This is a genomic window from Sphingobacterium sp. UBA5996 (assembly GCF_002429765.1).
Classification (GTDB): domain Bacteria; phylum Bacteroidota; class Bacteroidia; order Sphingobacteriales; family Sphingobacteriaceae; genus Sphingobacterium.
On record NZ_DJAS01000003.1, the window covers coordinates 120377 to 145484 of the forward strand.

12 protein-coding genes are annotated in these 25108 nt (G+C 40.0%); 10 read left to right on the forward strand and 2 right to left on the reverse strand.

Annotated features, from left to right (window positions below; all coding sequences use genetic code 11):
* Positions 1-51 precede the first annotated feature (51 nt).
* A complete protein-coding gene (locus tag B3E00_RS01835) occupies positions 52-2013 on the forward strand; it encodes an alpha-L-arabinofuranosidase C-terminal domain-containing protein (protein ID WP_293936485.1) in 1962 nt (653 codons plus the stop codon).
* Positions 2014-2204: 191 nt separating this feature from the next.
* On the opposite strand, the gene B3E00_RS01840 is transcribed toward B3E00_RS01835, so the two are convergent.
* The gene (locus tag B3E00_RS01840; protein ID WP_293936487.1) at positions 2205-4118 is read right to left on the reverse strand and encodes a DUF294 nucleotidyltransferase-like domain-containing protein; all 1914 of its coding nucleotides are present in this window, start codon (positions 4116-4118) and stop codon (positions 2205-2207) included.
* Between the two features lie 10 nt (positions 4119-4128).
* A complete protein-coding gene (locus tag B3E00_RS01845; protein ID WP_293883916.1) occupies positions 4129-4749 on the reverse strand; it encodes a 3'-5' exonuclease in 621 nt (206 codons plus the stop codon).
* A gap of 165 nt (positions 4750-4914) precedes the next feature.
* Here B3E00_RS01845 and B3E00_RS01850 point away from each other — a divergent pair, with 165 nt between their 5' ends.
* The 9 genes from B3E00_RS01850 to B3E00_RS01890 all read left to right on the forward strand — a co-directional run bounded on the left by B3E00_RS01850 (position 4915) and on the right by B3E00_RS01890 (position 25107).
* Positions 4915-7626: an alpha-d-galacturonidase gene (locus tag B3E00_RS01850; RefSeq protein ID WP_293883914.1), complete on the forward strand. Its 2712-nt coding sequence runs from the start codon at positions 4915-4917 to the stop codon at positions 7624-7626.
* Between the two features lie 107 nt (positions 7627-7733).
* On the forward strand, positions 7734-9272 hold the full coding sequence (locus B3E00_RS01855; protein ID WP_293883912.1) for an MGH1-like glycoside hydrolase domain-containing protein: 1539 nt from the start codon (positions 7734-7736) through the stop codon (positions 9270-9272).
* A gap of 1 nt (position 9273) precedes the next feature.
* Positions 9274-10860, forward strand: coding sequence for a glycoside hydrolase family 28 protein (locus tag B3E00_RS01860; RefSeq protein ID WP_293883910.1), 1587 nt, complete (start codon positions 9274-9276; stop codon positions 10858-10860).
* On the forward strand, positions 10860-13658 hold the full coding sequence (locus tag B3E00_RS01865) for a glycoside hydrolase family 95 protein (RefSeq protein ID WP_293936490.1): 2799 nt from the start codon (positions 10860-10862) through the stop codon (positions 13656-13658). The genes B3E00_RS01860 and B3E00_RS01865 overlap by 1 nt, the downstream gene beginning before the upstream one ends.
* 14 nt (positions 13659-13672) lie before the next feature.
* Complete coding sequence (locus tag B3E00_RS01870; protein WP_293936493.1) at positions 13673-17167, forward strand: malectin domain-containing carbohydrate-binding protein; 3495 nt, start codon at positions 13673-13675, stop codon at positions 17165-17167.
* 220 nt (positions 17168-17387) lie between these two features.
* The gene (locus tag B3E00_RS01875; RefSeq protein WP_293936496.1) at positions 17388-17960 is read left to right on the forward strand and encodes a DUF3826 domain-containing protein; all 573 of its coding nucleotides are present in this window, start codon (positions 17388-17390) and stop codon (positions 17958-17960) included.
* A 15-nt stretch (positions 17961-17975) separates the two neighbouring features.
* A complete protein-coding gene (locus B3E00_RS01880; RefSeq protein ID WP_293936498.1) occupies positions 17976-21239 on the forward strand; it encodes a SusC/RagA family TonB-linked outer membrane protein in 3264 nt (1087 codons plus the stop codon).
* An 86-nt stretch (positions 21240-21325) separates the two neighbouring features.
* Positions 21326-23356, forward strand: a complete 2031-nt coding sequence (locus tag B3E00_RS01885) for a RagB/SusD family nutrient uptake outer membrane protein (RefSeq protein ID WP_293936500.1) — start codon at positions 21326-21328, stop codon at positions 23354-23356.
* Between the two features lie 119 nt (positions 23357-23475).
* A complete protein-coding gene (locus B3E00_RS01890; RefSeq protein WP_293936503.1) occupies positions 23476-25107 on the forward strand; it encodes a polysaccharide lyase in 1632 nt (543 codons plus the stop codon).
* Position 25108 lies beyond the last annotated feature (1 nt).

Genomic DNA, 25108 nt, shown 5'->3' on the forward strand with positions numbered 1-25108 from the left:
GATAGTTTTAAAACTCATTAATTAAACATTAATGATCAAATAATTATATAGATGAAGAAAGTTGTATCGTTGATGGTAGCGCTAGCGGGTTTAGGCTTTTCAGCTGCGGCGCAGTCACCAATAGCATTAAATATTCAGTTAGATAAGCCCTCGGGGAAAATATCGCCACATATGTGGGGCGTGTTTTTTGAAGACATTAACTTGGGCGCTGATGGGGGAATTTATGCTGAATTGGTGAAGAATAGATCCTTTGAATTTGATGAACCTTGGATGGGCTGGAAGAAGCTCGAAAATGGTGTTGAGGGGACTTATTTGCTGGTGAATGACAGTAAGCGGAAGGGTAATAAACGTTATTTAAGATTAAATAATGCGGGCAATCTAAAATTAGGATTGCAAAATGAAGGCTTTAGGGGAATGGGGGTAAAAGCGGGAGGAGCATATGAGTTTTCTTTACAGTACCAAAGTACTGCGAAAGGAATGACAATCCACGTTGAACTGCTTGATCCTCAAAATAAGGTAATCGGGGCCGCTGAACTTCCTCTTGATCCCGTCGCATCGTGGTCGGAAGCTGCGGTTAAATTTCCTGTTGACCAAACAACAGAAAAGGCTAAATTAAATGTTTGGTTTACAGGTGAGGGCACTTTAGACGTCGATATGTTGTCTTTGTTTCCCGTCGACACTTGGAAAGGGAGACGAAAGGGATTACGCAAAGACATGGTTCAAATGCTTGCGGATATGAAACCTGGTTTTATCCGGTTTCCGGGAGGTTGTATTGTGGAAGGTAGAGATTTGGCCAATCGATTTCAATGGAAAAAAACGGTTGGTCCAATTAGTGAACGAGAACTGATTATTAACCGTTGGAATACTGAATTTAAACATCGTTTAACGCCAGATTATTTCCAAACTTTTGGCTTAGGTTTCTTCGAATATTTTTTATTGGCAGAAGATATCGGCGCCACTGCGGTGCCTATCCTTAATTGTGGGATGGCGTGTCAGTTTAATACAGGCGAAGTTGTACCATTAGATGAGTTAGATGAGTATGTTCAGGATGCCTTGGATCTGATTGAATTTGCCAACGGATCTACTGCTACAAAATGGGGTAAATTGCGTGCAGAAATGGGGCACCCTGAGCCATTTCATCTCAAAATGTTAGGCGTAGGCAATGAAAATTGGGGTCCTCAATATATTGAACGTCTGGCCATCTTTAAGAAGGCATTGAACGAAAAGCATCCAGAGATCAAAATTATAGCGAGTTCAGGTACTGATCCAGAGGGGGATCGCTTTGATTTCTTAGATGATAAGTTGCGTGCCATGAATATCGATATCATCGATGAACATTATTATCGCCCACCATCCTGGTTTCTTTCAAGTGCGAGCCGTTATGACAATTACAACCGAAACGGCGCAAAGATTTTTGCGGGTGAATACGCTTCACATACGACACGACCAAATGGTCCTGGAAAAAGTACGTGGGAGGCAGCTCTTTCTGAAGCTGCATTCATGACTGGTCTTGAACGAAATGGTGATGTGGTTGAAATGGCATCTTATGCGCCATTGTTTGGTCATGTTGATGGGTGGCAATGGTCTCCGGATCTAATTTGGGTTGATAATCTGCAGGTATATGGTACACCTAGCTACCAGGTTCAAAAGTTGTATGCAACCAACAGGGGCACAGCTATTATTCCGATTATGCGTGATGGTGAATCCGTTGCGGGTAAAGATAGTTTGTATGCATCTGCAGTTTATGACGAGTCTTCAAAGGAATTGATTGTGAAAGTTGTCAATTACAATAGTCAGCCGAAAAAAGTTAATCTTGATGTAGTTTCCAAGAAGAAGCTAACGGCCACGGCACAGCTTGTTACGCTGGCGAATCCCGACCTAAATGTCAGTAATAGTTTGGAAGAACCATTAAATATTCGTCCAAAGGAAAGTACTGTTGTTTATAATGGGAAAAAACTTGTTCAAACTTTTGCACCATACTCCTTTACGCTGATTAGACTGTCTACGAAATAGGCAGCAAAACCATCTAATCAATCGTTGATAGAGGTAAAGCAACCGAATCTGTCGATTAATGAAATAAGTTGAATATGCGTTAAGGAAGCCATCAGTTTACTGATGGCTTCCTTGTTTTCCTTATGGACATAGGGATATAAAATTGAACTTTCGGAAAGAGATTTTTAACAATTTGGTGTTAATTCGACCTGTTAACCGAAGAGGTTGCTGGTAAATTTTACTTTGATTCCCAACTGAAAGTTAGTGATCGTTTTAAATATCTCTTTGATGGTTGCTTTTTCAATATTTGTCAGGCTGTCCATCGGTACATAATTGTTTGGACTCAGTTTGGCTATTCTAATCTGATTTGCTTGATTTTTCAGACGAATCGACATCAGATAATAATAGGATTGATGTAATTCTTCATATTGTTCTTGTGTGAATATTCCTAATTCTAATAGCTGTTTGAGCCTACCACCAGTGTTTTCTTCATAAATTCGGTTTTTGAGCGCGTATACGCGGACCAAGTCAACAATAGGCGTCATTGCTTTTTTTATATTGAATACTTCGGATGATCCTATAGTTTGGGTTTTTATCGCTTTAAAAAATGTTAGCGGTGGCTCATATTGAAGGGCATTTTTTGCTATAAAGGTAAAAAAGCGATCATTTGGCCGCTGTAATTCAATATTGAGAAATTCTTTAAGCTGATTAATAATGCCTTGATCGCCATACAAGCGTCTGCAGTCGAAAAAAGTTGAAAACTTAATCGCGTTTTCAGGAATACTTTCTTCAATCCATTTTTTGTAGTTGTTTTTCCAATGGGATAGGGAGTGTGTCCACTCGGGATTGCTGGCCATATATCCGCCCGTACAGTAGCTAAAACCTATTGTATTTAGATGATCTGACACCCGGGTAGCAAAATTTAAAAAATATTCTCGGACGAGTTCACGCTGTTCGTTTGCCTTATCTTCATAGATAATGGCATTATCCTGATCCGTCATTAATGTTTGCTCTTTTCTCCCTTCACTGCCAGTCACCATAAAGACAAATTTAGCAGGCGGTTCGCCCATTTCTCCGATGACTTTTTCGATGACCTTTAGTGCAATACTGTCTGCTACGGTTGTGATTACCTGATTGGCAATTTCAGCATTTACGCCTCTGCCAAGCAACTGATGGATAATCTCGGGAACGTTGTTCCATTTTTCACGCAATTCATTGAGTGTTTCTGCAAGCTTGACAGATTGAATAAAAACAAGTGGAGATTGGCCCTGTTCGCTTAATAATCTGTTCCGGCTTAAAAATCCAACGTAGTTACCTTCTTTTTCAACCAGCAGATATCTGGATTTTGTCCGGAACATTTTTAATACTGCTTCATAAAGATAAGATTGATCTGAAATGCTAACAATAGGGTTGTCCATGACTTCCATAATTTCGTGGTCGACTGGCACCTGTTTAGCAACTACATTATCGCGCAAGGTCATATCGGTTACATAACCAATAATGCTGTTATCATCTTTTATGAACAGGCAGCTCACCTTTTGATTCGCCATAGTCTTCGCAACTTCATAGATGGGCGTTTGAGGGGAGCAAGCAACAATATCTTTGTAGGTGATGTGTTCGATCTTTCTTGAATATAATTGATCTGCAGCAAAATAGCTTTCTTCAAAGGAAGCTGGAGATTTGACAAAATGGGAAAATTCTTCATCCAACATTCTTCTTCCAAAAGAATTAGTGAAAAAATGAAAAAATTCTTCATTAGCGTTACAAAGCTCGATAAAGTTTTTCCTAGGTAACCGATAGATAATTGTACCTTTTTTGGCAATTACGGATTTTAATGCTTTTGTTCTATTTAAAAGCACGGATATTCCGCCAAAACAATAGGGTTTATGGTGAATTTCTATTAATCTTTTGTTGTCTAAATCGTCCAAGAAAAATGTTTCATATTCACCTTCATAGATTAAGTCTACCCCATCCATGTCTGTAATGCTTTGTCGATAAACAAGCGTGTCTTTGGAGAAGCGGTACTCATTGAATATATCAACAATACTGAGCTGCAGGGATTCGGGCAGTGCCTGAAATGGAGGGGTAGATTTTAGTGTAGAAAGGATAATCTCGGAATTTTTCATTAGGAAAAAATTAAAAGATGTTATGAAATTCTATTTGCTGGTTAAGGATATCTTGATGAGTTAGATCCTTTCGTTGAATCATTTCAAAATAACATTTAGCTGTTATCTCAGCGTCCTTTTCTGCATCGTGTAAATGTTCCGGTGGAGACAAGAATAGGGATTCATGTAACAGCGACAGTGGAAGATGTACCATATTTGGATTTCTAACATACCTTTTGCTATGTAAAAGTGTACAAAAATAATCTATTTCACCAAACGGAAGCGCAAGGTTCGATCGGTAGAATTCCGCAGATAATACTTGTAAATCAAAGGAAAGGAAATGTCCAACAATCTGAGGTTTATATTTTTTGATGTCATGACTGAGCTTGCGCAACACTTCTTTTTTCTTCTCACCATATTGCCTTAAGAAAGGGGGCGTCAACCCATGGATTTGCTCTGATGCCGGACTGATCGGAATGAGTGGTTCGTAGATATATTTATTGCTCCGTTTGATCTCATTTTGGGCTTCGTCAAAAATGATCCAGGCCAATTGCAGTACATGTGGCCAATTATCGATTTCTGTGTACCTTTTATTCCATTTTTTCGGTAGGCCAGACGTTTCTGTATCTAGAAATAGCAAATATTTTTTCAATGAATTATTGTTGAGTATGCTCTAAAATACTAAAATATTCTAGTTAATAATAGAGAAATCTGCATTTGTAAAGCATCTCCTTTGTAAAAAACGAGATACGAATTTTAATGTTTGAAATTTTATATGTAAAATTAACATTTATTAGTGAATTATAAATAACCAATTATGTGCAAAAGACTATTATGCATGTTTCTTTTTGTCTTTTCAATACTTGCTGAACTTTATGCCGGAAATAAAAGTAGTACCGTTCGTTACACGATGGAAGGAATTGTAAATCAAGAACGGTTTCAATATGCAGTTGACCTGTTACAAAAAGAATTGATTAAATCAAGTGTTACCGACGATCTCGATATTGAGGTAAGTACGGCAGTACAAAGAAAATCTTTACCAGACTCAATCAGGAGTAAATTGATTGAAAAAGAACATTTTGTTCTATTTCGAAAGAGCAAAACAGATCCGATCACTTTGATCGGTACGGATGAATCGGGGGTTTTGTATGGCTGTATGGCGTTGCTGGCAGATAGGCATTGGCTGAACGCTGGGCCATTCTTTTTGGCCGATGGACCAAAAATGGTTATGCGTGGCACAAGCATTGGCCTTCAAAAAACTGCGTATTTGCCGGGGCATGATATTTACGAATATCCTTATACACCTGAATCTTTTCCATGGTTTTATGATAAAAAATTGTGGTTGAAGTATTTGGATATGATGGTTGAAAACAGGTACAATGCTTTGTATTTATGGAATGGGCACCCTTTTTCTTCATTGGTGAAATTAAAAGATTATTCTTATGCGCTTGAAGTAGATGAGACAACATTTGATAAAAACGAGGAGATCTATACTTTTTTGACAAAAGAAGCTAATAAAAGGGGGATTTGGATTATCCAGATGTTTTATAACATCATCCTGCCGAAGCCTTTTGCCGATCGTCATGGGTTAAAAACTCAAGAGCGCAATCGTGCTATTACACCGCTAATTTCTGATTACACCCGCAAAAGTATTGCTGCTTTTGTGGCTAAGTATCCAAACGTCGGATTACTAATCACGTTGGGCGAGGCAATGGAGGGAGTCGGTCAAGATGATATTAACTGGTTTACCAATACCATCATTCCGGGAGTAAAGGACGGATTACATGCATCAGGTACTAATGGCGAGCCACCTATTATTTTAAGAGCCCACGACACTGATGCACCAGCTGTTATGAAAGCTGCATTACCAATTTATAAAAACCTCTATACTATGGCTAAATATAATGGTGAGGCGCTGACCACCTATACTCCAAGAGGGAAGTGGGCCGAGTTACATCGCTCTTTAAGTGCCATTGGTACAGTCCATATTCAGAATGTTCATATTTTAGCCAACTTGGAACCATTTAGATATGGCTCACCTGATTTTATCCAGAGATCGGTCAAAGCTATGCATGAAGTTCATCATTCAAACGGTATTCATATCTACCCCCAGGCATCTTACTGGGACTGGCCATATGCAGCAGACAAGGTAAATAATAGATTGCTTCAGGTAGATCGCGACTGGATGTGGTACAAGGCATGGTCACGATATGCTTGGAATGAAAATCGAGATTTGTCACAAGAGCAATCTTATTGGTCGAATGAACTTTCCCGATATTATGGTATTCCCGAGAAGGATGCACTGAATTTACTATTGGCTATCGAAGAAATTGGTGAGATATCGCCTAAAATACTTAGGCGATTTGGTATTACAGATGGTAATAGACAGACGTCTTCACTCGGAATGCTGATGACGCAATTGATAAATCCTTATCGTTATGGTCTGTTTACTCTTCTTTATGAATCTGAAGCTCCTGAAGGAGAAATGATTATTGATTATGTCGAGAGAGATTACCACAAGGAAGGCCATGTTGGGGAGACACCTCTGCAAGTGTCGGAAGAAATTGTGAAACATGGAGATCGTGCAGCTGCGCTGATTAAGGAGTTAGGAAAACCAATGAAAAATGTTGCAGAATTTAATCGCTGGCTTACTGATATACGGATTCATCAATTGTTGGCCAATCATTATAGCTATAAGGTTAAGGCAGCTCTTCAGCTGCTTCAATACAAGTATTCCCATGATCTTGGCGCGCTTCGGAAAGCGCTGCCAGATTTGGAGCAAAGTGTGACGGAATATCGAAAACTTACGCAGATCACAAATCAGGCCTATTTATATGCAAATAGCATGCAGACTAAACAACGTAAGATACCCATGCGCGGAGCTGATGCTTCGTTCATTCACTGGAAAGAGATGCTTCCTGTATTTGAAGCGGAGTTGAATAATTTTAAACATGCGATAGATTCTTTAGCTACAATTTCGGATGTCTATACACATGCCAAAGCGGTATTAAAGTCAGAAGAGATTACGTTTTTGGATGATCAGCAACTTATTCCATTGAAAAAGGGCGCAAAATTGTATGCAGATCAGGAGTTAGTTGTTACCCATCTGGCCAACGAATTGGAAGGACTGCAAGCGGTACAGATTAATACCGAAAAGCAAAAGCTTCAGGGAACACATCTTCGCTTTAAGAATAATAAAGCAGTGAAGATATTGATTGGTTATTTTAATAGTAATGACAAAGTTTTTGCGCCTAAACCTATACTGGAAATTGATGCAAGTGCAAATGATTTTGGTCAAGCAGAGGCAAGAATACGTAATGCTATACGAATACAATACATGCCGATGGTGGATATTCATACCTATTCCTTTCCTCCAGGGGTCAATGAGCTGAAGATTCCAAAAGGAGAGGTGCTTATTTTGGGTATAGTGGATCATGAGCAACTCTCTAATTCATATAATGCAGACGTGGACAATCAAGGAGATGATCTAGACGACTTGTTTGGCTATTATCGGGAAACCAAATTGTAAATACAACCATGTCCTTCAGGATAGTACAGGATAAACAACTTAAACGAAGTGGGTATTTTACGAGAACACAATACATCTACTTCAACTTTTTTGATATTAAATAAGGAATGAAAATTATAAAATCTATTCTTGCGCTTCTTTTCTGTGCGCTATCATGTGTAAAGGCACAGCAGAAATTAGAAGATAAAGTTCACAGCTATGTTCAAGAGTTTAACAAAAACGATAACGAAGCAGTAATCAATAATATTCCGAATAAGGATGCCTATGACTGGATGATGGCTAATATTCCTTTATTTGACTGTCCGGATAAGGAAATCGAGCAAACCTATTATTTTCGATGGTGGTCTTACCGAAAACATATCAAATCTAGTCCGGAAGGCACCTTGGTGACCGAATTTATTGAGCCAGTGAAGCATGCTGGAAAATACAATTCAATCAGTTGTGCGCTCGGACACCATTTGTATGAAGGAAGGTGGATTCGTGACAATGCATTTCTAAAAGAATACATCGACTTTTGGCTTTATCATGCAGACAAGAATCAATCGAAGCCAAGGTTTCATCAATTCAGTTCTTGGCTACCTGATGCCTTACTAGCTTATTGTAAAGTTAATCCTGATAATCAATATCTAAAAGACCGTCTATTGGATTTGGATTTGGATTTTAAAAAGTGGGAAAAAGAAAGAAAGACTAAAAATGGACTCTTTTGGCAATTTGACGTTCAAGATGGTATGGAAGAGTCGGTGTCGGGTGGACGTAAGGTTCATAATATGCGTCCGTCAATCAATAGCTATATGTATGGAAACGCTGTAGCGATTGCGACAATTGCCAAATTGGTGTCTAATCCAAAATTAGAGAAAAAATACAATTCCTATGCACAGACTTTACGCCAATTGATATTGGATTCGCTTTGGGACAAAGAAGATCAATTTTTTAAAACAAAGATGGAAAAAGGGGAGCTACACCCCACGCGGGAAGCAATCGGTTTTATCCCATGGTACTTTCATTTACCTCCGGATAGAACAGCTTATGGAAAAGCTTGGCTGCAGCTACCCGATACCGCAGGATTTAATGCACCTTGGGGAACAACAACGGCTGAGCGGCGTGAACCGACATTTCGAACCCGTGGAACTGGACATAGCTGTGAATGGGATGGTGCAATTTGGCCTTTTACAAGTTCACAGACCATCAGGGGGATGGCTAATTATTTAAGCGATTATAAAAGGAATAAAGCAGTTGACGCAAACGATTTATACGAGCAAATCCATAAATATGCCAAATCCCATGTTATGAATGGTAAACCCTACATCGGTGAATATCAAGATGAGAAAACTGGCGAATGGTTGAAGGGAGATCATCCGAGAAGTAAGTTTTATAACCATTCTACATTTGCGGATATCATTATTCAGGATCTAATTGGAATAAAACCACAAACTAATCCTATTCTTGAGATAAAACCGTTGATTTCGAAAGATCAATGGGACTACTTTTCACTCACCCAGTTAACGTATCACAATAAGAACATTGCTATTTACTGGGATGTCACTGGCGAGAAATATCACAAAGGCAAGGGACTGATCATCTATGTGGACGGTGTAAAGTCAATGCAACAAAAGGATTTAAAAAATTGTAAGATTAACTTAAAGTAATATGATCAGAAAGAGCTATCGTCATGGAATAATAACTGTATTACTCTGTTTATTCATGTTGGGTTTGCAGGCACAAACTTGGCTTAACGTCATGGATTTTGGTGGTCGGAAGGACAGCACGGGAAGTAATACATTGGCTATCAAAAAAGCTATTACAACAGCGTCCAATAGAGGCGGGGGGACGATTTATTTTCCAGCTGGAAAATACGTCACCGGGCCCATTCATCTTAAAAGTAATATTACGATTTATATCGATGCTGGAGCGGAGTTACATTTTAGCGATAATTTTGATGAGTATTTACCTATGGTTGAATCTCGTTGGGAAGGAACTGTTGTTACAAACTTTTCGCCATTATTTTACGGTAATAATCTAGAGAATATCAGTATCCAAGGACGTGGGCTCATTGACGGACACGGTAAAAAATGGTGGGGCTATTCAGAGGTTGATGTTAAGAAGCAGACAGAAGATAGCAAATGGCAAAAAGAGTTTAAACGCCTCAATAAAGATGTTTTGGCTCCGGACCTTCCGGGATGGATTGAGAGAGGATTTTTACGCCCGCCTTTTATACAGTTCTTAAACTGTAAAAATGTACAGATCAGAGATATTAAAATTCAAAATTCGCCGTTTTGGACAATTAATCCACAATATTGTGATAACGTTACCGTAGAAGGCGTTACAATAGATAACCCTCCTTCGCCTAATACAGATGGTATCAATCCAGAATCTTGCTCCAATGTTCGCATTGCCAATTGCCACATTAGTGTAGGGGATGATTGCATTACCATAAAATCTGGAAAGGATCGTTCGGGAAGGAAAATCAATATCCCCGCAGAGAATTATACCATTACAAACTGTACGATGCTTCGCGGACATGGTGGGGTAGTTATTGGGAGTGAAATGTCAGGTGGTGTGAAAAATATTGTTATTTCCAATTGTATTTTCGACGGAACAGATCGTGGTATACGTTTAAAAACCGCAAGAGGTAGAGGTGGGATTGTAGAAAATATTCAAGTCTCCAATATTGTCATGCGTGATATTCGAGATCAGGCTATTGTACTAGATATGGAATATGCTAAAAGTGAACCGGGGCCTGTTAGTGAACGTACGCCTAAATTCAGGAACATCTTTATCAACAATTTATCTGGTACAACAAATCGCATTGGTTATATGCGAGGCTTAGCAGAAATGCCAATTGAAAATGTCGTGTTTTCGGATATTAACATGCAGGGAACCACAGGTTTTTCAGCGCTCAATGTGAATGGATTGACATTGAGTAATGTAAACGTCGCGATCACACAGGGTGCGCTATTATCCGTCAAGAACGGTAAAGAACTGAATCTATTGAATATAAAAAACACAACACCGGTGGCTGAAAGATCGCTTATCGAGCTTGAAAATTGTAAATCAGTGAATGTGCAGAGTTGCTTTCCATTGTTAGGTACAGCACTCTTTTTGGATTTAGTCGGATCAGCGAATGAAGCTATCTATGTTCACGGTAATAATCTAGCTCGTGTAAAACAAATACTCCGTGGTAATTATAGAAACGGTCAGTTAACGTCAAATGTAAACCCTTTGGAAGCTAAATAATGCGTTTGTATCTGTATATTTTATTGTCTTTTTTTTCGATATGGCCCTTGGGCTTCGCTTTTGCACAAACACGTGTGTGGTTTGATCATCCTGCCAAACAATGGGAGGAGGCTTTACCTATTGGCAATGGTCGACTCGGAGCCATGGTTTATGGGGGAGTCGAGGAGGAAGAATTGCAGTTTAATGAGGAGACATTGTGGACGGATGGACCACGAAATTATAATAAAAAAGGCGCATCAAAGTATCTTCAAAACATACGGGAGTTGCTTGATCAAGGGCAACAGAGAGGTGCGGAATCTTTAGCGATGCGGGAATTTATGGGGCTTAAAAGTGAATCAGAAGATCCTGATGCTTGGCTGGAAAAAATTGGGAAAATTCGCGAGCAAAAGCATGGGCCTTTTGAGTTCGTTTTTGACGATAGTAAATGGCCGCTTATAAGGGCTCCGCATTATGAGGGTTGGGAGAGTCTAGGACTGGAGGGTTTGGATGGTGCCGTTTGGTTTCGTTATGAATTTCACCTTTCAAAAAATCAGCTGTCAGAGGTCTGGGCGTTGGATTTAAATAAGATCAGGACCATCGATTATACGTATATCAATGGTAAGCTCGTTGGTCAGTCGGTGGGGGATGATACCAGAAGACTTTATCAAATACCTAAAGGGCTACTGAAAGAAGGGAGAAATAGTATCGCAATTCAGGTGATCAATTTAGAAGGAAAAGGAGGTGTAGCTGGTTATAAGGACACAAAGCAGTCAATAGGATTAAAAAGTTCCACCGGAAAACTAATCTCGCTTAATGGAGAGTGGAAATACTATATTCAAGATCCAAACAGTCCCAAAATAGGAAGTTATCAGGCATCTTATCAGCCTTTTGGTACGTTAAATTTGCAATTTGATCACAAAGAGGCAAAGCGCTACAGCCGGATACTCGATATGGATAAAGGTGAAGTTCGTGTCAATTATGATGCTCATGGAATTCACTATAAAAGAACTTATTTTGCAAGTTATCCCAACAATTTTATCGGCTTAAGATTACAGGCAGATCAGAAGGGAAAAATCACTTTTAGATTACGCTTGAATACCAAACATCAGCGTGCCAAACTTGATCACATGATGGACTCCTCCATCGGTATGGAGGTATGGGTCAAAAATGGTTCGATGCGAGGAACAGCCTTCGTAAAGCTCAAATTGAAAGGTGGTCGGGTATTTTATGAAGGTAATGATCTTGTTGTTAAACAAGCCGATGAGGTCCAGATTTATCTAACTGCATCAACCAATTTTAAATCTTATCGAGAACTGAACGATCAGTATGCTACTGTCGCATTGGATAGATCCAAAAATTTATGGAAGTCGGACTTTGATAAATTGTATCAAATCCATCAAAAAGATTACCAGAATTTGTACCGTCGCTTTGCAATAGAACTTTACGATAGCAGCCAGCTCGATACTATTCCAACAGATAGAAGATTAAGAAGGGCAGTAATGTTGGATGACCCTGGGCTGCTCGCGCTTTATGTGCAATACGCCCGATATCTCCAAATTGCAGCTTCTCGAACAGGTAGCCAACCTATGAATCTTCAGGGCATTTGGAATTCATCTTTAGAACCATCATGGGGGAGCAAATATACGACTAACATAAATTTGGAGATGAACTATTGGCCGACCGAGGTTTTAAATCTCTCTGAATTGCAGGATCCTTTATTCCAAATGATTCAAGATTTGCATGTGGCGGGTGCAGAAACGGCCAAAGAATATTATGCTGCCCGGGGTTGGGTTTTACATCACAATACGGATTTATGGCGGGGTACAGCTCCCATTAATAATTCCAACCATGGTATATGGCCAACAGGTGGAGCTTGGTTGGTGAGACATCTTTGGGAACATTATCTTTACACACAAGATTTACACTTTTTAAAAGAATATTATCCAATTATTAAGGATGCTACCTTATTTTTTAAGGACTTTCTTGTCAAGGACAAAGTAACGGGATGGTTGGTCAGCTCACCTTCAAACTCCCCCGAGAATGGAGGGTTGGTCAAGGGGCCTACTATGGATCATCAGATTATTCGCTCCTTATTTGATATTTTCAACCAAAGCTCCAAGATACTGGATAGCGATAATCTTTTACGGGATTCGATTAGCAACATGCGGAATCAGATTGCACCTAACCAAATCGGGAAATATGGACAACTGCAGGAGTGGTTGGTAGATATGGACGATCCGCAGAATAAACATCGACATGTATCCCATTTGTGGGGTTTATTCCCGGGAAATGAAATCAATCTGATTGGTACACCACAGCTGGTTGAAGCTGCAAAGCGCTCGTTGGTGTTACGGGGAGATGAAGGGACAGGTTGGAGCTTAGCATGGAAAATTAATTTTTGGGCGAGATTAAAAGACGCTCAGCATGCTTATCACATGGTAAAAATGCTATTGCGGCCGGCGGATAATGGAGGTGGTTCTTATCCAAACCTATTTGATGCCCATCCACCGTTTCAGATCGATGGGAATTTCGGTGGGGCATCGGGAATTATAGAAATGTTACTCCAGAGCCACACGGATGGAATTGAGCTATTACCGGCATTACCGGCGGAAATCGGAACAGGAAAAGTCCAAGGAATCAAAGCGCGAGGAGCATTTCAGATCAATATGGAGTGGAAAGACAGTCAGTTGTTAGGGGTTACCGTTGAATCACTTTCAGGAGAAGACCTCCATTTGCGTTATCAGAACCATGAAGTAAAGATTCAAACAAAGAAGGGCAAATCTTATGCCTTTAGTAGGGAATTGATTTTAAAGAAATAATGAAGACCACGTTGATGTTGATTAGAAGACTCTTTTGCTGTATATGTATCTTAGTGTTTGGGCTATTTTCTTTTGGTCAGAACGTTCGTAAAATAGTAACATTGGATGCTGACTGGATGACGATAATGGATCAAAAAGATTCCGCGAGATATAATGGATTTCACCAGGCTTCTTTTAAGACAGACGATAACTGGCGGAAAGTCGATGTTCCTCATAATTGGGAGAGCTACGAAGGTTATCGTAGATTGTTACATGGCAATTTACATGGTTACTCCTGGTATCGGAAAAATTTCTCGCTCAAACAGCAAAGAAAAAAGAATAGGTTCTATTTATTTTTTGAGGGAGTAGGTTCCTATGCCACAGTTTGGTTAAATGGTTTGCGCGTAGGATATCACGCAGGGGGAAGAACCACATTTACATTGGATGTTACTGATGCGATTAAATTGGATGGGAGTCCTAATTTGTTAGCTGTTCGGGCAGACCATCCAGCTCATATCATGGATCTTCCTTGGGTGGATGGCGGCTGTTCTACTGAGCGTGGATTTTCAGAAGGATCACAGCCTATGGGCGTTTTTAGACCTGTGAGTTTATTAATTAAAAATGAAGTAGCTATTACTCCTTTTGGCGAGCATTACTGGAACGATGAGACTGCCGATCATCGAAAAGCAATCGTACATCAAGTTGTAGAAGTGAGCAATAAAAGCCAGAGAAATAAAGATGTGGAGATTGTAACCGAAGTGTTGGATCAGAAAGGGATATCAATTCTTCAATCTACATCGAAAGATCAGATAAAAGTAAACACAACAAAGAAAATTCGGCTGAAAGATCTGGTTTTGGCCAATCCGCAATTATGGTCTGTGGATTCACCCTACCTATATCGCATAAAAATGCAGATCAAAATTGGTGGGCAGATTACCGATGAGGTTGAAACACGTTATGGAGTTAGGTCTGTTCGCTGGTCAAAAGGTTTAAAGCCCTCTGGCGACCCACGTCTCTTGGTTAATGGAAAGCCTATATTTATTAATGGCATTGCGGAGTATGAACATAAATTGGGGCAATCACATGCCTTTGATAAAGAGGAGATTGATGCCCGGATTAGACAAATTAGAACGCTCGGATTCAATTCATTTCGTGATGCACATCAACCCCATAACCTGCGATATCAACACGCATGGGATCGTCATGGCATTTTATTGTGGACACAGCTTGCTGCCCATATTTGGTTTGACACACCAGCATTTCGAGAAAATTTCAAAAAATTGTTAACAGAATGGGTACGAGAACGTAGAAATAGCCCTTCAGTAATTTTGTGGGGCCTTGAAAATGAGAGTACACTACCCGAAGATTTTGCATGGGAATGTACAGCACTAATTCGGAAATTAGATCCTACAGCATCTATACAACGACTGGTGACTACATGTAATGGCGGTAGTGGTACCGATTGGGATGTTCAGCAAAATTGGACAGGCACTTACGGGGGAAATCAAAACACCTATGGAGAGGATCTTAAAAAGCAGCAGCTTGTAGGGGAGTACGGCGCTTGGAGGAGCTTGGGCTTACATGCCGAACCACCCTATCTTCCTAACGAGAGTAACTACAACGAAGAGCGCTTTGTCGATATACTACAAACAAAAGTTCGTTTAGCAGATTCTGTTAAAGCCAAAGCGATTGGTCATTATTTATGGCTTTGGAACTCACATGATAATCCGGGGCGTATTCAGGGGGGAGAAGGAAATCGTGATATTGACAGGATTGGCCCGGTTAATTATAAAGGTTTATTAACCCCCTGGGGAGAGCCTACGGATGCTTATTACATGTATCTGTCGCATTATGGTAAAAAGAAGCATCCAATGGTTTATATCGCAATGCATTCTTGGCCAAATCGGTGGTTGGCCCCTGGAGTGAAAGACAACATTCGTATTTTTTCGAATTGTGAGGAAGTCGAACTTTTCAATGATTTAGGATCCCTGTCACTTGGAAAAAAGCAACATCCTGGTTTTGGAAAGCATATTGAATTTAATGGTGTTGAGGTGAGGTATAATATATTGTACGCCGAGGGACGAATAGGGGGAAAGATCGTTAGCCGTGACACCATTATACTACATAATTTTCCCGAAAGTCCACATTTTCGAGACTTTTCCGTAGGCTCATCCAAGATGCTAAAACCAGATCTTGGATATCATTATCTCTACCGTGTTAATTGCGGTGGCGATAATTATACAGATGAATACGGGGTAGAGTGGAAAGCTGACCAACCGTATCGGTCGAAATTGGGCTGGGGCAGTAAATCTTGGGCGGATAGTTTTGAAGGGATGAACACTTATTTTGCCAGTCAACGCGTTATTTTTGATCCAATTAAAGGAACTAAAGACTGGCCTCTTTTTCAGAGCTTCCGATATGGGCTTGAGAAGTTGGGCTATCAATTTGACGTACCTAATGGAGAATATTTAGTTGAATTATATTTCGCCGAACCTTGGTATGGTAAGTTTTCGTCAGGCAATGGCGATCGAGTTTTCGATATTGCTATCAATGGCCAACTTGTTGAGCATAAGTTTGATATTTATAAAAATGCGGGATTCCAGCGCGTAGTCAGAAAAAACTATACTGTTAGGGTTGCTGACGGAAAGATTGTTATCAATTTCCCACGCGTTTATGCTGGACAAGCAGTAATGCACGCCATTGCTATTGCCTCAAAGAAGGGTATTGCCATAGTTTCAGAATCAAGCGGTCAAGATCATTATAATCTAGATTTAGCGCGTCAGAATATAAAACTCCATAGTTGGCTGGATATAGGCAGTGTATTGAAAAAGGACGGCCCTAGCGTAACATCGTTTTTTTCCTTGCCACCATCCTTGTTTGGCTCAGATTATTTTGAGCTTGATAGCAATAGCACCTATCATCTACGTTTTAAAGAACCTACCACTGCTTTCTATCTAGGAAATGAGAAACCGGACAATTTTGAAGAGACCAAAGACAGTGTACAATTGAATACGGGAAAATATTTTGCCGTATTCCGTAGGGTGCTAAAGGTAGGCGAGGAAATTTTGCTGAAAACTGAGCGCGGCGGAGATATTGTGGTCTTTCAGCAGCAAAGTGGGCTTCTTCCAGTGTATGACTTGAAGGAGGTCAAAAACTATAAAGCCTATCAAACCCTTTGGCGGGAAGGTGTTTCCGAAATTGAGTTTGCCGGCCAAAGACGTTTAGTATTTAATGCTAGTGAGAGTTATATCGCTTGGGAGTTTCAGGTCGGTGCAGCGGATGTGTATTCATTATTGGTGAAGTATCATAATCCATTTAAGGAAGTTCGTCGTGCTTACTATGAAATTTTAGACAAAAATAAGCACGTGTTGGTGCCTAAAACTCTTGTATCATTGGAACCTACGCGTTCCGGAAAATGGAATTATATCAATACTGATACAAAGACAATGATCAATGCTGGGACCTATTTTATCAAACTTTATAGTCTTGATTCTAAGGGTGTTGTTGTGGATAATCTAGAGGTCAAATAGCAAGTGGGTCAGGATAGTACATGACGGTTGCCGATGAAATTTTCAGTTATATTGAGCACTTGAAATTTTGTGTCGTTTTGACGTTTATTTTGAGCAATTATAACGGAAATAAAGTTAAGGGGCTTTATTTAATTTAATATTTAATAACCAAAAAGGGATAAACCATTTCATGCCTATGAAACGTTTTACATTATTCACAATTTTATTTTTAAGCGTGTCTATGACATTTAGTCAAACAGAGGACGCCTATTGGAAAACTATTACAGATCGGTCTGCAAAAATTGTAGCTAAACTAGCGCTAGCAGATCAGGCCAAGCAAGAGAGAGCGGTCCACATTATTCGTGATCAATATTATCTTTTGAATGCCTGTTATTCGCTTCGTGATTTGAAAATCAAGGAGAATACGGATAAGAGTCTAAAAGAACAGATCGCACAGGAGACGCTTCAGGAAACTTCCAATTTAAATCAAGCTTTCGTAATCCGGTTAAAACAAGTTTTAACACCGGCAGAAGTTGAAGCAGTTAAAAACGGCATGACCTATCATGTTTATCCGAACACCGTGAAGGCCTATCAAGATATGATTCCTGGTCTTTCAAAAGATGAAGTACATATGATTGACAGTTTACTTTATGAAGCTCGAGATTTTGCCATGCAGGCCGAATCTTCGGAAAAAAAACACGCCTGGTTCGGTAAATACAAAGGCAAAATCAATAACTATTTAGCGTCTCACGGCTATAATTTAAAAGAGGAAGGTGACAAGTGGGCCGCGAGACTCAAAAAAACAAACCAATAAACAAGGACCTAAATTATGAATTACTTTATATTCCCAAGGAAATCTTCTATTCGGTTGGCAAAGCTGCTCGCCATTGGAATAATGACAGGTGGGGCCATTCCATGCTTCTCTTATGGTGCGAATCCAAGTGAACTCAATCTGCTTTTTTTTAAAAATATAACAGGAAGGGTGGTTGATCAAAATGGAAAACCTTTGGCGGGAGTAACGATATCCATTAAAGGATCTAAAACTGCGACTTCAACAGACGAGGGAGGTACTTTTAGGCTGAACTTGCCCGTTGGGAATGAGATTTTGGTGCTCAATTTTGTTGGCTATAAAAGATTGGAAATACCGGTTGGCAACCAAAGTGTGTTAAATATACGCATGGAAGCTGAAAGTCAGGAGCTCGATGAGGTTGTTACGGTTGGTTATACCACACAGAAAAAAGCACATTTGACAGGGTCGGTTGTGGCGATCAAAGCGGAAGAGATAGAAGATTTACCTACCACGAATATTGGTGCTGCGTTAGCGGGTCGTGTTACTGGACTAAGTGTAAGTGGAGGCAATACTCGACCTGGCACGAAAGCGTCTTTAACTATACGAAAACCTATGGGGCCAAGTAAAGATGGAGGGACAACAGATCCTCTATACGTTATTGATGGTATGGTTCAGGTAGATGGGCAGAATCAACCTGATGCAACATTGTTCGGCAATTTAGATCCTTCTGAAATTGAGAGTATATCTTTTTTGAAAGATGGTGCAGCTGCAGTTTATGGTGTTAGAGGGGCAAATGGTGTTGTTTTGGTTACGACGAAAAGAGGAAAAGTAGGCACGCCAAAGATTAGCTATAACGGTTCATATGCCATTAACGATGAAGCTTATCGAACAAAAATGATGGATGCTTACCAATATGGTATGTATTTCAATATCATGAACGGGCCGAATGGAAGCAATAGTGACGCGACAAAGCCGGGCTTTGATAAATGGTTTTTTTCACAGGATGAGCTGGATTACTTTAAAAATCATTCCTACAACTGGCTGGATGATGCATGGAAATCGAGTTATTTGACCCGACATTCTTTGAATGTTTCGGGGGGAACTGATAAAGCAACCTATTTTGCGAATGTTGCATACAGCAAACAAGACGGAAATTTAGGCACGCTCGACTATGATCGTTGGAACTTTAGGGCAGGTAGCGATATTCAAGTAGCAAGTAACTTCAAAGTAGGGATACAAGTGTCTGGAAATACCGGAAACTTGCAGAAAACTTTTAACAAAATAGGCGGTGAGAATGATGACAACGATTATCGTAACTTATTGTTGGCCTCTCCTTATGTGCCGTCGTATGTTAATGGTTTGCCCGTTCGATTACCCGGGACATCAGGAGATCTATCAGCCTATCACTATTTTGAATTGCAAAAACTTGGTAATCTGGCAACGTCAGACACCCGGCAATTCAGTATCAACTTAAATGGGGAATATCGAGCACCATGGCTTGATGGATTGATCTTACGCGGATCTTACAATCGAAATTTAAAAAATGATAGAGGTACACAAATAGGTACAAAATATCAGACGTATACCTTTACAAGAGCAGGCGACAATGGACATATCTATGATCTTGCTACAGATCCTAAAGCAGTTACTTTTAGTAATGGTAACAGAGTCTATTTTTCGAATGCGGCAGGTAGCAACTATCAGGTAAATTTTACCGCTACTTATGATAAGCAATGGAAAAAGCATAATTTCTCTGGGTTATTTTCTGTTGAAAAAGCGGAGGCTAATAGTTCACAAGAAGATGTTTGGAAAGACGATCCTTTGGCAACAACGAATGGCCAATTTAACACCGCTTTTGGAGCGGTGAGCGGGCGTACGGCCGCTTATGAATCAGGAACACTAGGTTATGTGGGACGTTTGAACTATCGTTATGGTAATAAATATCTTGGAGAGATTTTGTTTCGTTCGGATGCGTCAACAAAATTTGCTCCGGAGAATTACTGGGGAAATTTTTACAATGTTTCTGCAGGTTGGGTGATCAGTGAAGAAAGCTTTTTCCATTCGAATGCGATTAATTATTTGAAGTTACGCTTGTCTCATGGTAAGCTCGGTAATGACCAGACTGCTGCCTGGGGGTGGTTACAACGTTACACGTATCAGCAGGGGAAAGGTGGTGTCTTTGGTGAAAATAATAACTCCATTGATGCGAGTACTGGCTTAAAAATGGAAAAATCCCCGAATAGAAATGCGACTTGGGCCAATGAATATAAAAATAATATTGGAATTGATGCGCGGTTTCTAGATAGTCGATTATCCGCAACAATCGATGGCTACTACAACAAAGGTTATGATCTTCTGGTAATACGAACAGGGAATATTCCTGTTTCAGTTGGGGGATCTGTAGCGGCGGAAAATTATGGCCGTAAAAATACCTTTGGCTATGAGTTTGAATTAGGTTGGCAAGATAAGGTTAATGAAGTTAACTATGGTATCAGCACACGTTTTTCTTGGTCTAATGATAAGGTTATCTTGGGAGATTTTAATGACATAGATATTCTATACCCTTGGAAAGCACGTCCGAATGGGCCATCTGACAACGGTGCTTGGGGATACGATTATTTAGGAATGTTTAAAACGCAGCAAGATATTGACAACTACGTAAGTCAATATAATATTAAACAAGTATTTGAAGAGACCGCTGATAAGCTAAGACCGGGTATGCTTTATTACCGCGATGTCCGTGGGGCACTCCAGGCGGATGGTACATTTGCGGGGCCAGATGGAATCATTAACGAAAATGACCAAATACAATTAGCAAAAAATAATACAAACCATTACGCATTAGGGATGACTTTTAAAGCGGGTTATAAAGGCTTTAGCGCTGAGGCGGTATTGACTGGAACCTTTGGCGGATATGCTGAAATTACTGAACGGAATAAACTGAATAACGATATTTCGCGTGTTTATACCAATCTTCCTGTCATTTGGGGAAATATCTACGATCCAGATCTTAATCCTACGGGTACAATGCCGAACCCACAATGGTCTGATATTTATAATAGAGTATCTAATTTTTGGTCAGTTCCAGCATTTCAGCTCCGTATGAGTAGTTTCAATGTCGGTTATAGATTACCTGAAAAACTGGTGAAATATCTAAAAGTAGCCAATGCTCGTGTGTATGCCAGCGCTATGAATCCATTAACTATCTATAATCCATTTAAATATAAGGATGGTAATGGAGCGGCTTGGGATACATATCCAAACTTGCGCACGTATTCTTTTGGTGTAAATGTAACATTATAACGTGAAAATAAACTGTTCAATACAAACTAAAGATAATTTGATTGAATGGTCAGCTCCATCGAATGATGGAATAAAATTATATACAGATGAAAAAAATATCAATTTTCAATATAGCATTAGTATGCCTACTCTTGGCAAATCAAGCTTGTAAGGATAATTTTCTAGAGGAGAAAACGGACTTAGCTGCTGTCAAAGAGGATGATGTATTCAAAGATCCCATATTGGCGCGTGCATATGTAGATTATGTTTACGGTTTGTTTTTGCCGCCAAATAATGCGCAAACATTTGTGGCGACGCAAGATGCGTCTGAAAATGGAGGGTATAGCAATACATTTACCCAAACGACAGATGAATTGGCGGGGGAAACAGATTATAACAAAAAATGGAATACGATCTCTTATATTAATAATCATGCTAATAAATATTTTGGTCAACGAATGTCAGCAAGTGTAGGAAATAACGTGTGGACCAGAATGAAGGAGATCAATGTTTTTTTAGAAAAAATCGATCAAGGAGGAGTTGACGAGGCAACGCGAAACCAAATGAAAGGTCAACTATATTTTTGGCGCGCATTTCAATATTTTCAATTGGTTCGGATGTATGGCGGTGTGCCTTTAGTGTTAAGTTCACAGACACCCGTTGTCGGAAATAATGAAGAGAATTCTGTTCAAAGGAGCAGCACTGCGGAATGCGTTGCTCAAATTGTAAAGGATTTAGACCTGGCAAAGAGTCTTTTGCCAGGAAAATGGGATGCCGCAAATTGGGGCCGTATCACAAGTGGGGCAGCAGCAGCATTAAAAGGACGCGTTTTGTTAACCTATGCTAGTCCGCAATTTAATCCAAACGATTCTCGTGAGAGGTGGCAAGCGGCATATACTGCCAATTTGGAGGCGAAAAACTTGCTGGAGCAAAATGGCTTTGGTTTGTTTCAGAATGGTGGTACAGCAAATGGCAAATCTTGGGCTGACTTGTTTTTGACTGAAGGCAGTGCAAATTCGGAAGCGGTAATAGTCTATGGATTTAATAATCTAACCTCAACAAGCGGGGCTGTTAAAAATAATGGATGGGAACAAGTGGTTAGACCTCGTGCACTCTCTGGTTCTGGGTCTATTTCCCCTACTAAACAAATGCTGGATGCATTTCCAATGTTAGATGGGAAAAGTATAGATGATCCATCATCTACTTATAGTTATGATAAACGAAAGTTCTATAAAAATAGGGATCCACGATTTTCAAAGACATTTGTATTTAACGGTGCGCTTTTCCCATATGCGAATGGTAGCGAATATCGCCAGTGGACTTATTATTGGAAAAATAAAAAGGGAGCGTATGTGTCTACAGAAACCCAAGGTGCCAATGCCAGCGGTATATATTTGAAAAAGGGTGCTGATCCAAAAGCTTCTGGAATATCGAATGGCGGAGCAGGGTTCCAACAAAGTGGAACTGATTTTATTGAATTACGCTTTGCGGAAGTGATATTGAATTTAGCTGAATCGGCTATTGGTTCAGATAAATTAACAGAAGGACTTGCGGGAATTATTGAGATTCGTAAACGTGCTGGGCTTGAAAATAAGGATGGATCTTATGGTTTAAGCGTTGCAATAGGAAATAGAAATAAGTTATTTGGGGCTGTGATTAATGAGCGTAGATTAGAGTTCGCTTACGAGGGAAAACGATTCTACGATCTAAGGAGATGGAAGCTTTTCGAGGCAGACTCTCCTACTGCGCAAAGAATCGGAGTGAAACCATTGAATGGAACAAGGCGTACAGGCTTATTTATTACTGTAAAAAATAGTGGTACGGAATACGTTGGTGATCTAGATCCGCTATTAAGGGACAGTAAAAGCGGCGTGCCGGTAATAGAGCGTCAGCCCTCTTCGTATCCTTCTGGAATCACGAATCAAGATGAATATTTGGATTATTTATACGACAATTACTTTAATATTGCAGAAAAAGACGATTTGGATCCCACAAATGGAGCATGGACTTTCTCCTGGTATCCACAATATTACTTCTTCGGACTCAATCAGACAATCTTGTCTACCTCTCCCTATTTACAGCAAACTTTGGGTTGGGATAGCATGAATGGTTCTGGATCTTTCGATCCTTTAAAATAGTTTCCCACGTACAGAATATCAAGGCAATGTATGCGTATTGTGACATACATTGCTTTTAATAAATGTACAGTTGACATATATTTGAAATAGAAATTATAAATCCTACTAACTAGATAAACATGTTACATAAAATAACGCTGACAGCATTGTTGAGCCTTTTCACATGCATTGCCTTTTGTCAATATCCCAAAATACCAGAAGACGTCAAGAAGTCTACAGATGACCTAATGAAAAAAGCATATGAGCAATCTGACGAAGCGTGGCAAAAAGCTTTACCTGTCATAGAAGAATATGCAAAGCTGGGTAAACCTTATATTCCTTGGGCGGGGCGGCCTGATGATCTTCCACAAGCTAAGATTTTGGCTTTCCCGGAAGCGGAAGGTGGTGGTAAATTTACTTTTGGTGGTCGTGGCGGTCAGGTATATGTGGTGACTAGCTTAGAAGATAATGGTCCTGGTTCATTGCGGGAGGCCTGTGAAAAAGGTGGTCCTCGCATTATCGTATTTAACGTTTCTGGTATCATCCGCCTAAAAACGCCATTGATTATTCGTGCGCCGTATGTGACTATCGCCGGACAATCTGCACCAGGTGATGGTGTCTGCGTGGCCGGTGAATCTGTTTGGATCAATACACACGATGTCTTGATCCGACATATGAGATTTAGACGGGGCGAAACGTACGTTGGCCGTCGGGACGACGCCATCGGTGGTAATCCGGTGGGAAATATTATGATCGACCACGTTTCGGCAAGCTGGGGCTTGGACGAAAATATGTCCATGTACCGCCACATGTATAATGATAGTACTGGAAAAGCAGAAGAAAAACGTGGTACTGTAAATATTACCATCCAAAATTCTATTTTCTCTGAAGCTTTAGATACATGGAACCATGCATTTGGTAGTACTTTAGGTGGTGAGAACTGCACATTCATGTGCAATCTCTGGGCAAATAATGCGGCTCGTAACCCATCTATTGGGTGGAATGGTCTGTTCAATTTCTACAACAATGTTGTGTACAATTGGGTACATCGATCAATTGATGGTGGAGACTATCAAGCTACATACAACATTGTCAACAATTACTTTAAACCAGGGCCAGCGACACCTTTAAATCAGCCTGTAAGTTATCGCATCTTGAAGCCTGAATCGGGTAGAAGTAAATTGCCTTATGTGGTATTCGGCCGGGCGCATGTCAAAGGTAATATTGTAGAAGGAAACGAGAAAGTAACGGCTAACAACTGGGATGGTGGTGTGCAACTGGAAAATAAAAAAGGGGATGCGATGACTTATGCTGAAGCTCAGCCTTATTTCGCTGCAATGAGCGTTAAGGAACCATTCCCACATGCTAGTTTTCCGGTAATGACTGCGCAGGAAACTTACGGCTTTGTTCTCGAACATGCAGGAGCCACCTTGCCCAAAAGAGACCCTGTCGACACACGGGTTGTTGGTGATGTGAAAAATGGTAAACCAGTCAAATTATTAAGCAATGTGAAATTGCCGGAAAAAGATTTTGAACATCGAAGATTACCAAAGGATTCGTACAAAATTGGTATTATTACCGACATATCTCAAGTTGGCGGATATCCAGTGTATAAAGGTACACCGTACAAAGATTCGGACAATGATGGTATTCCAGATACAGTCGAGAAAGAAATGGGGCTCAATCCAAATGATCCGAGCGATTCAGCGAAGATTACAGCATCAGGTTATGCGAACATCGAAATCTATCTGAATAAATTAGCTGCTAAATAAA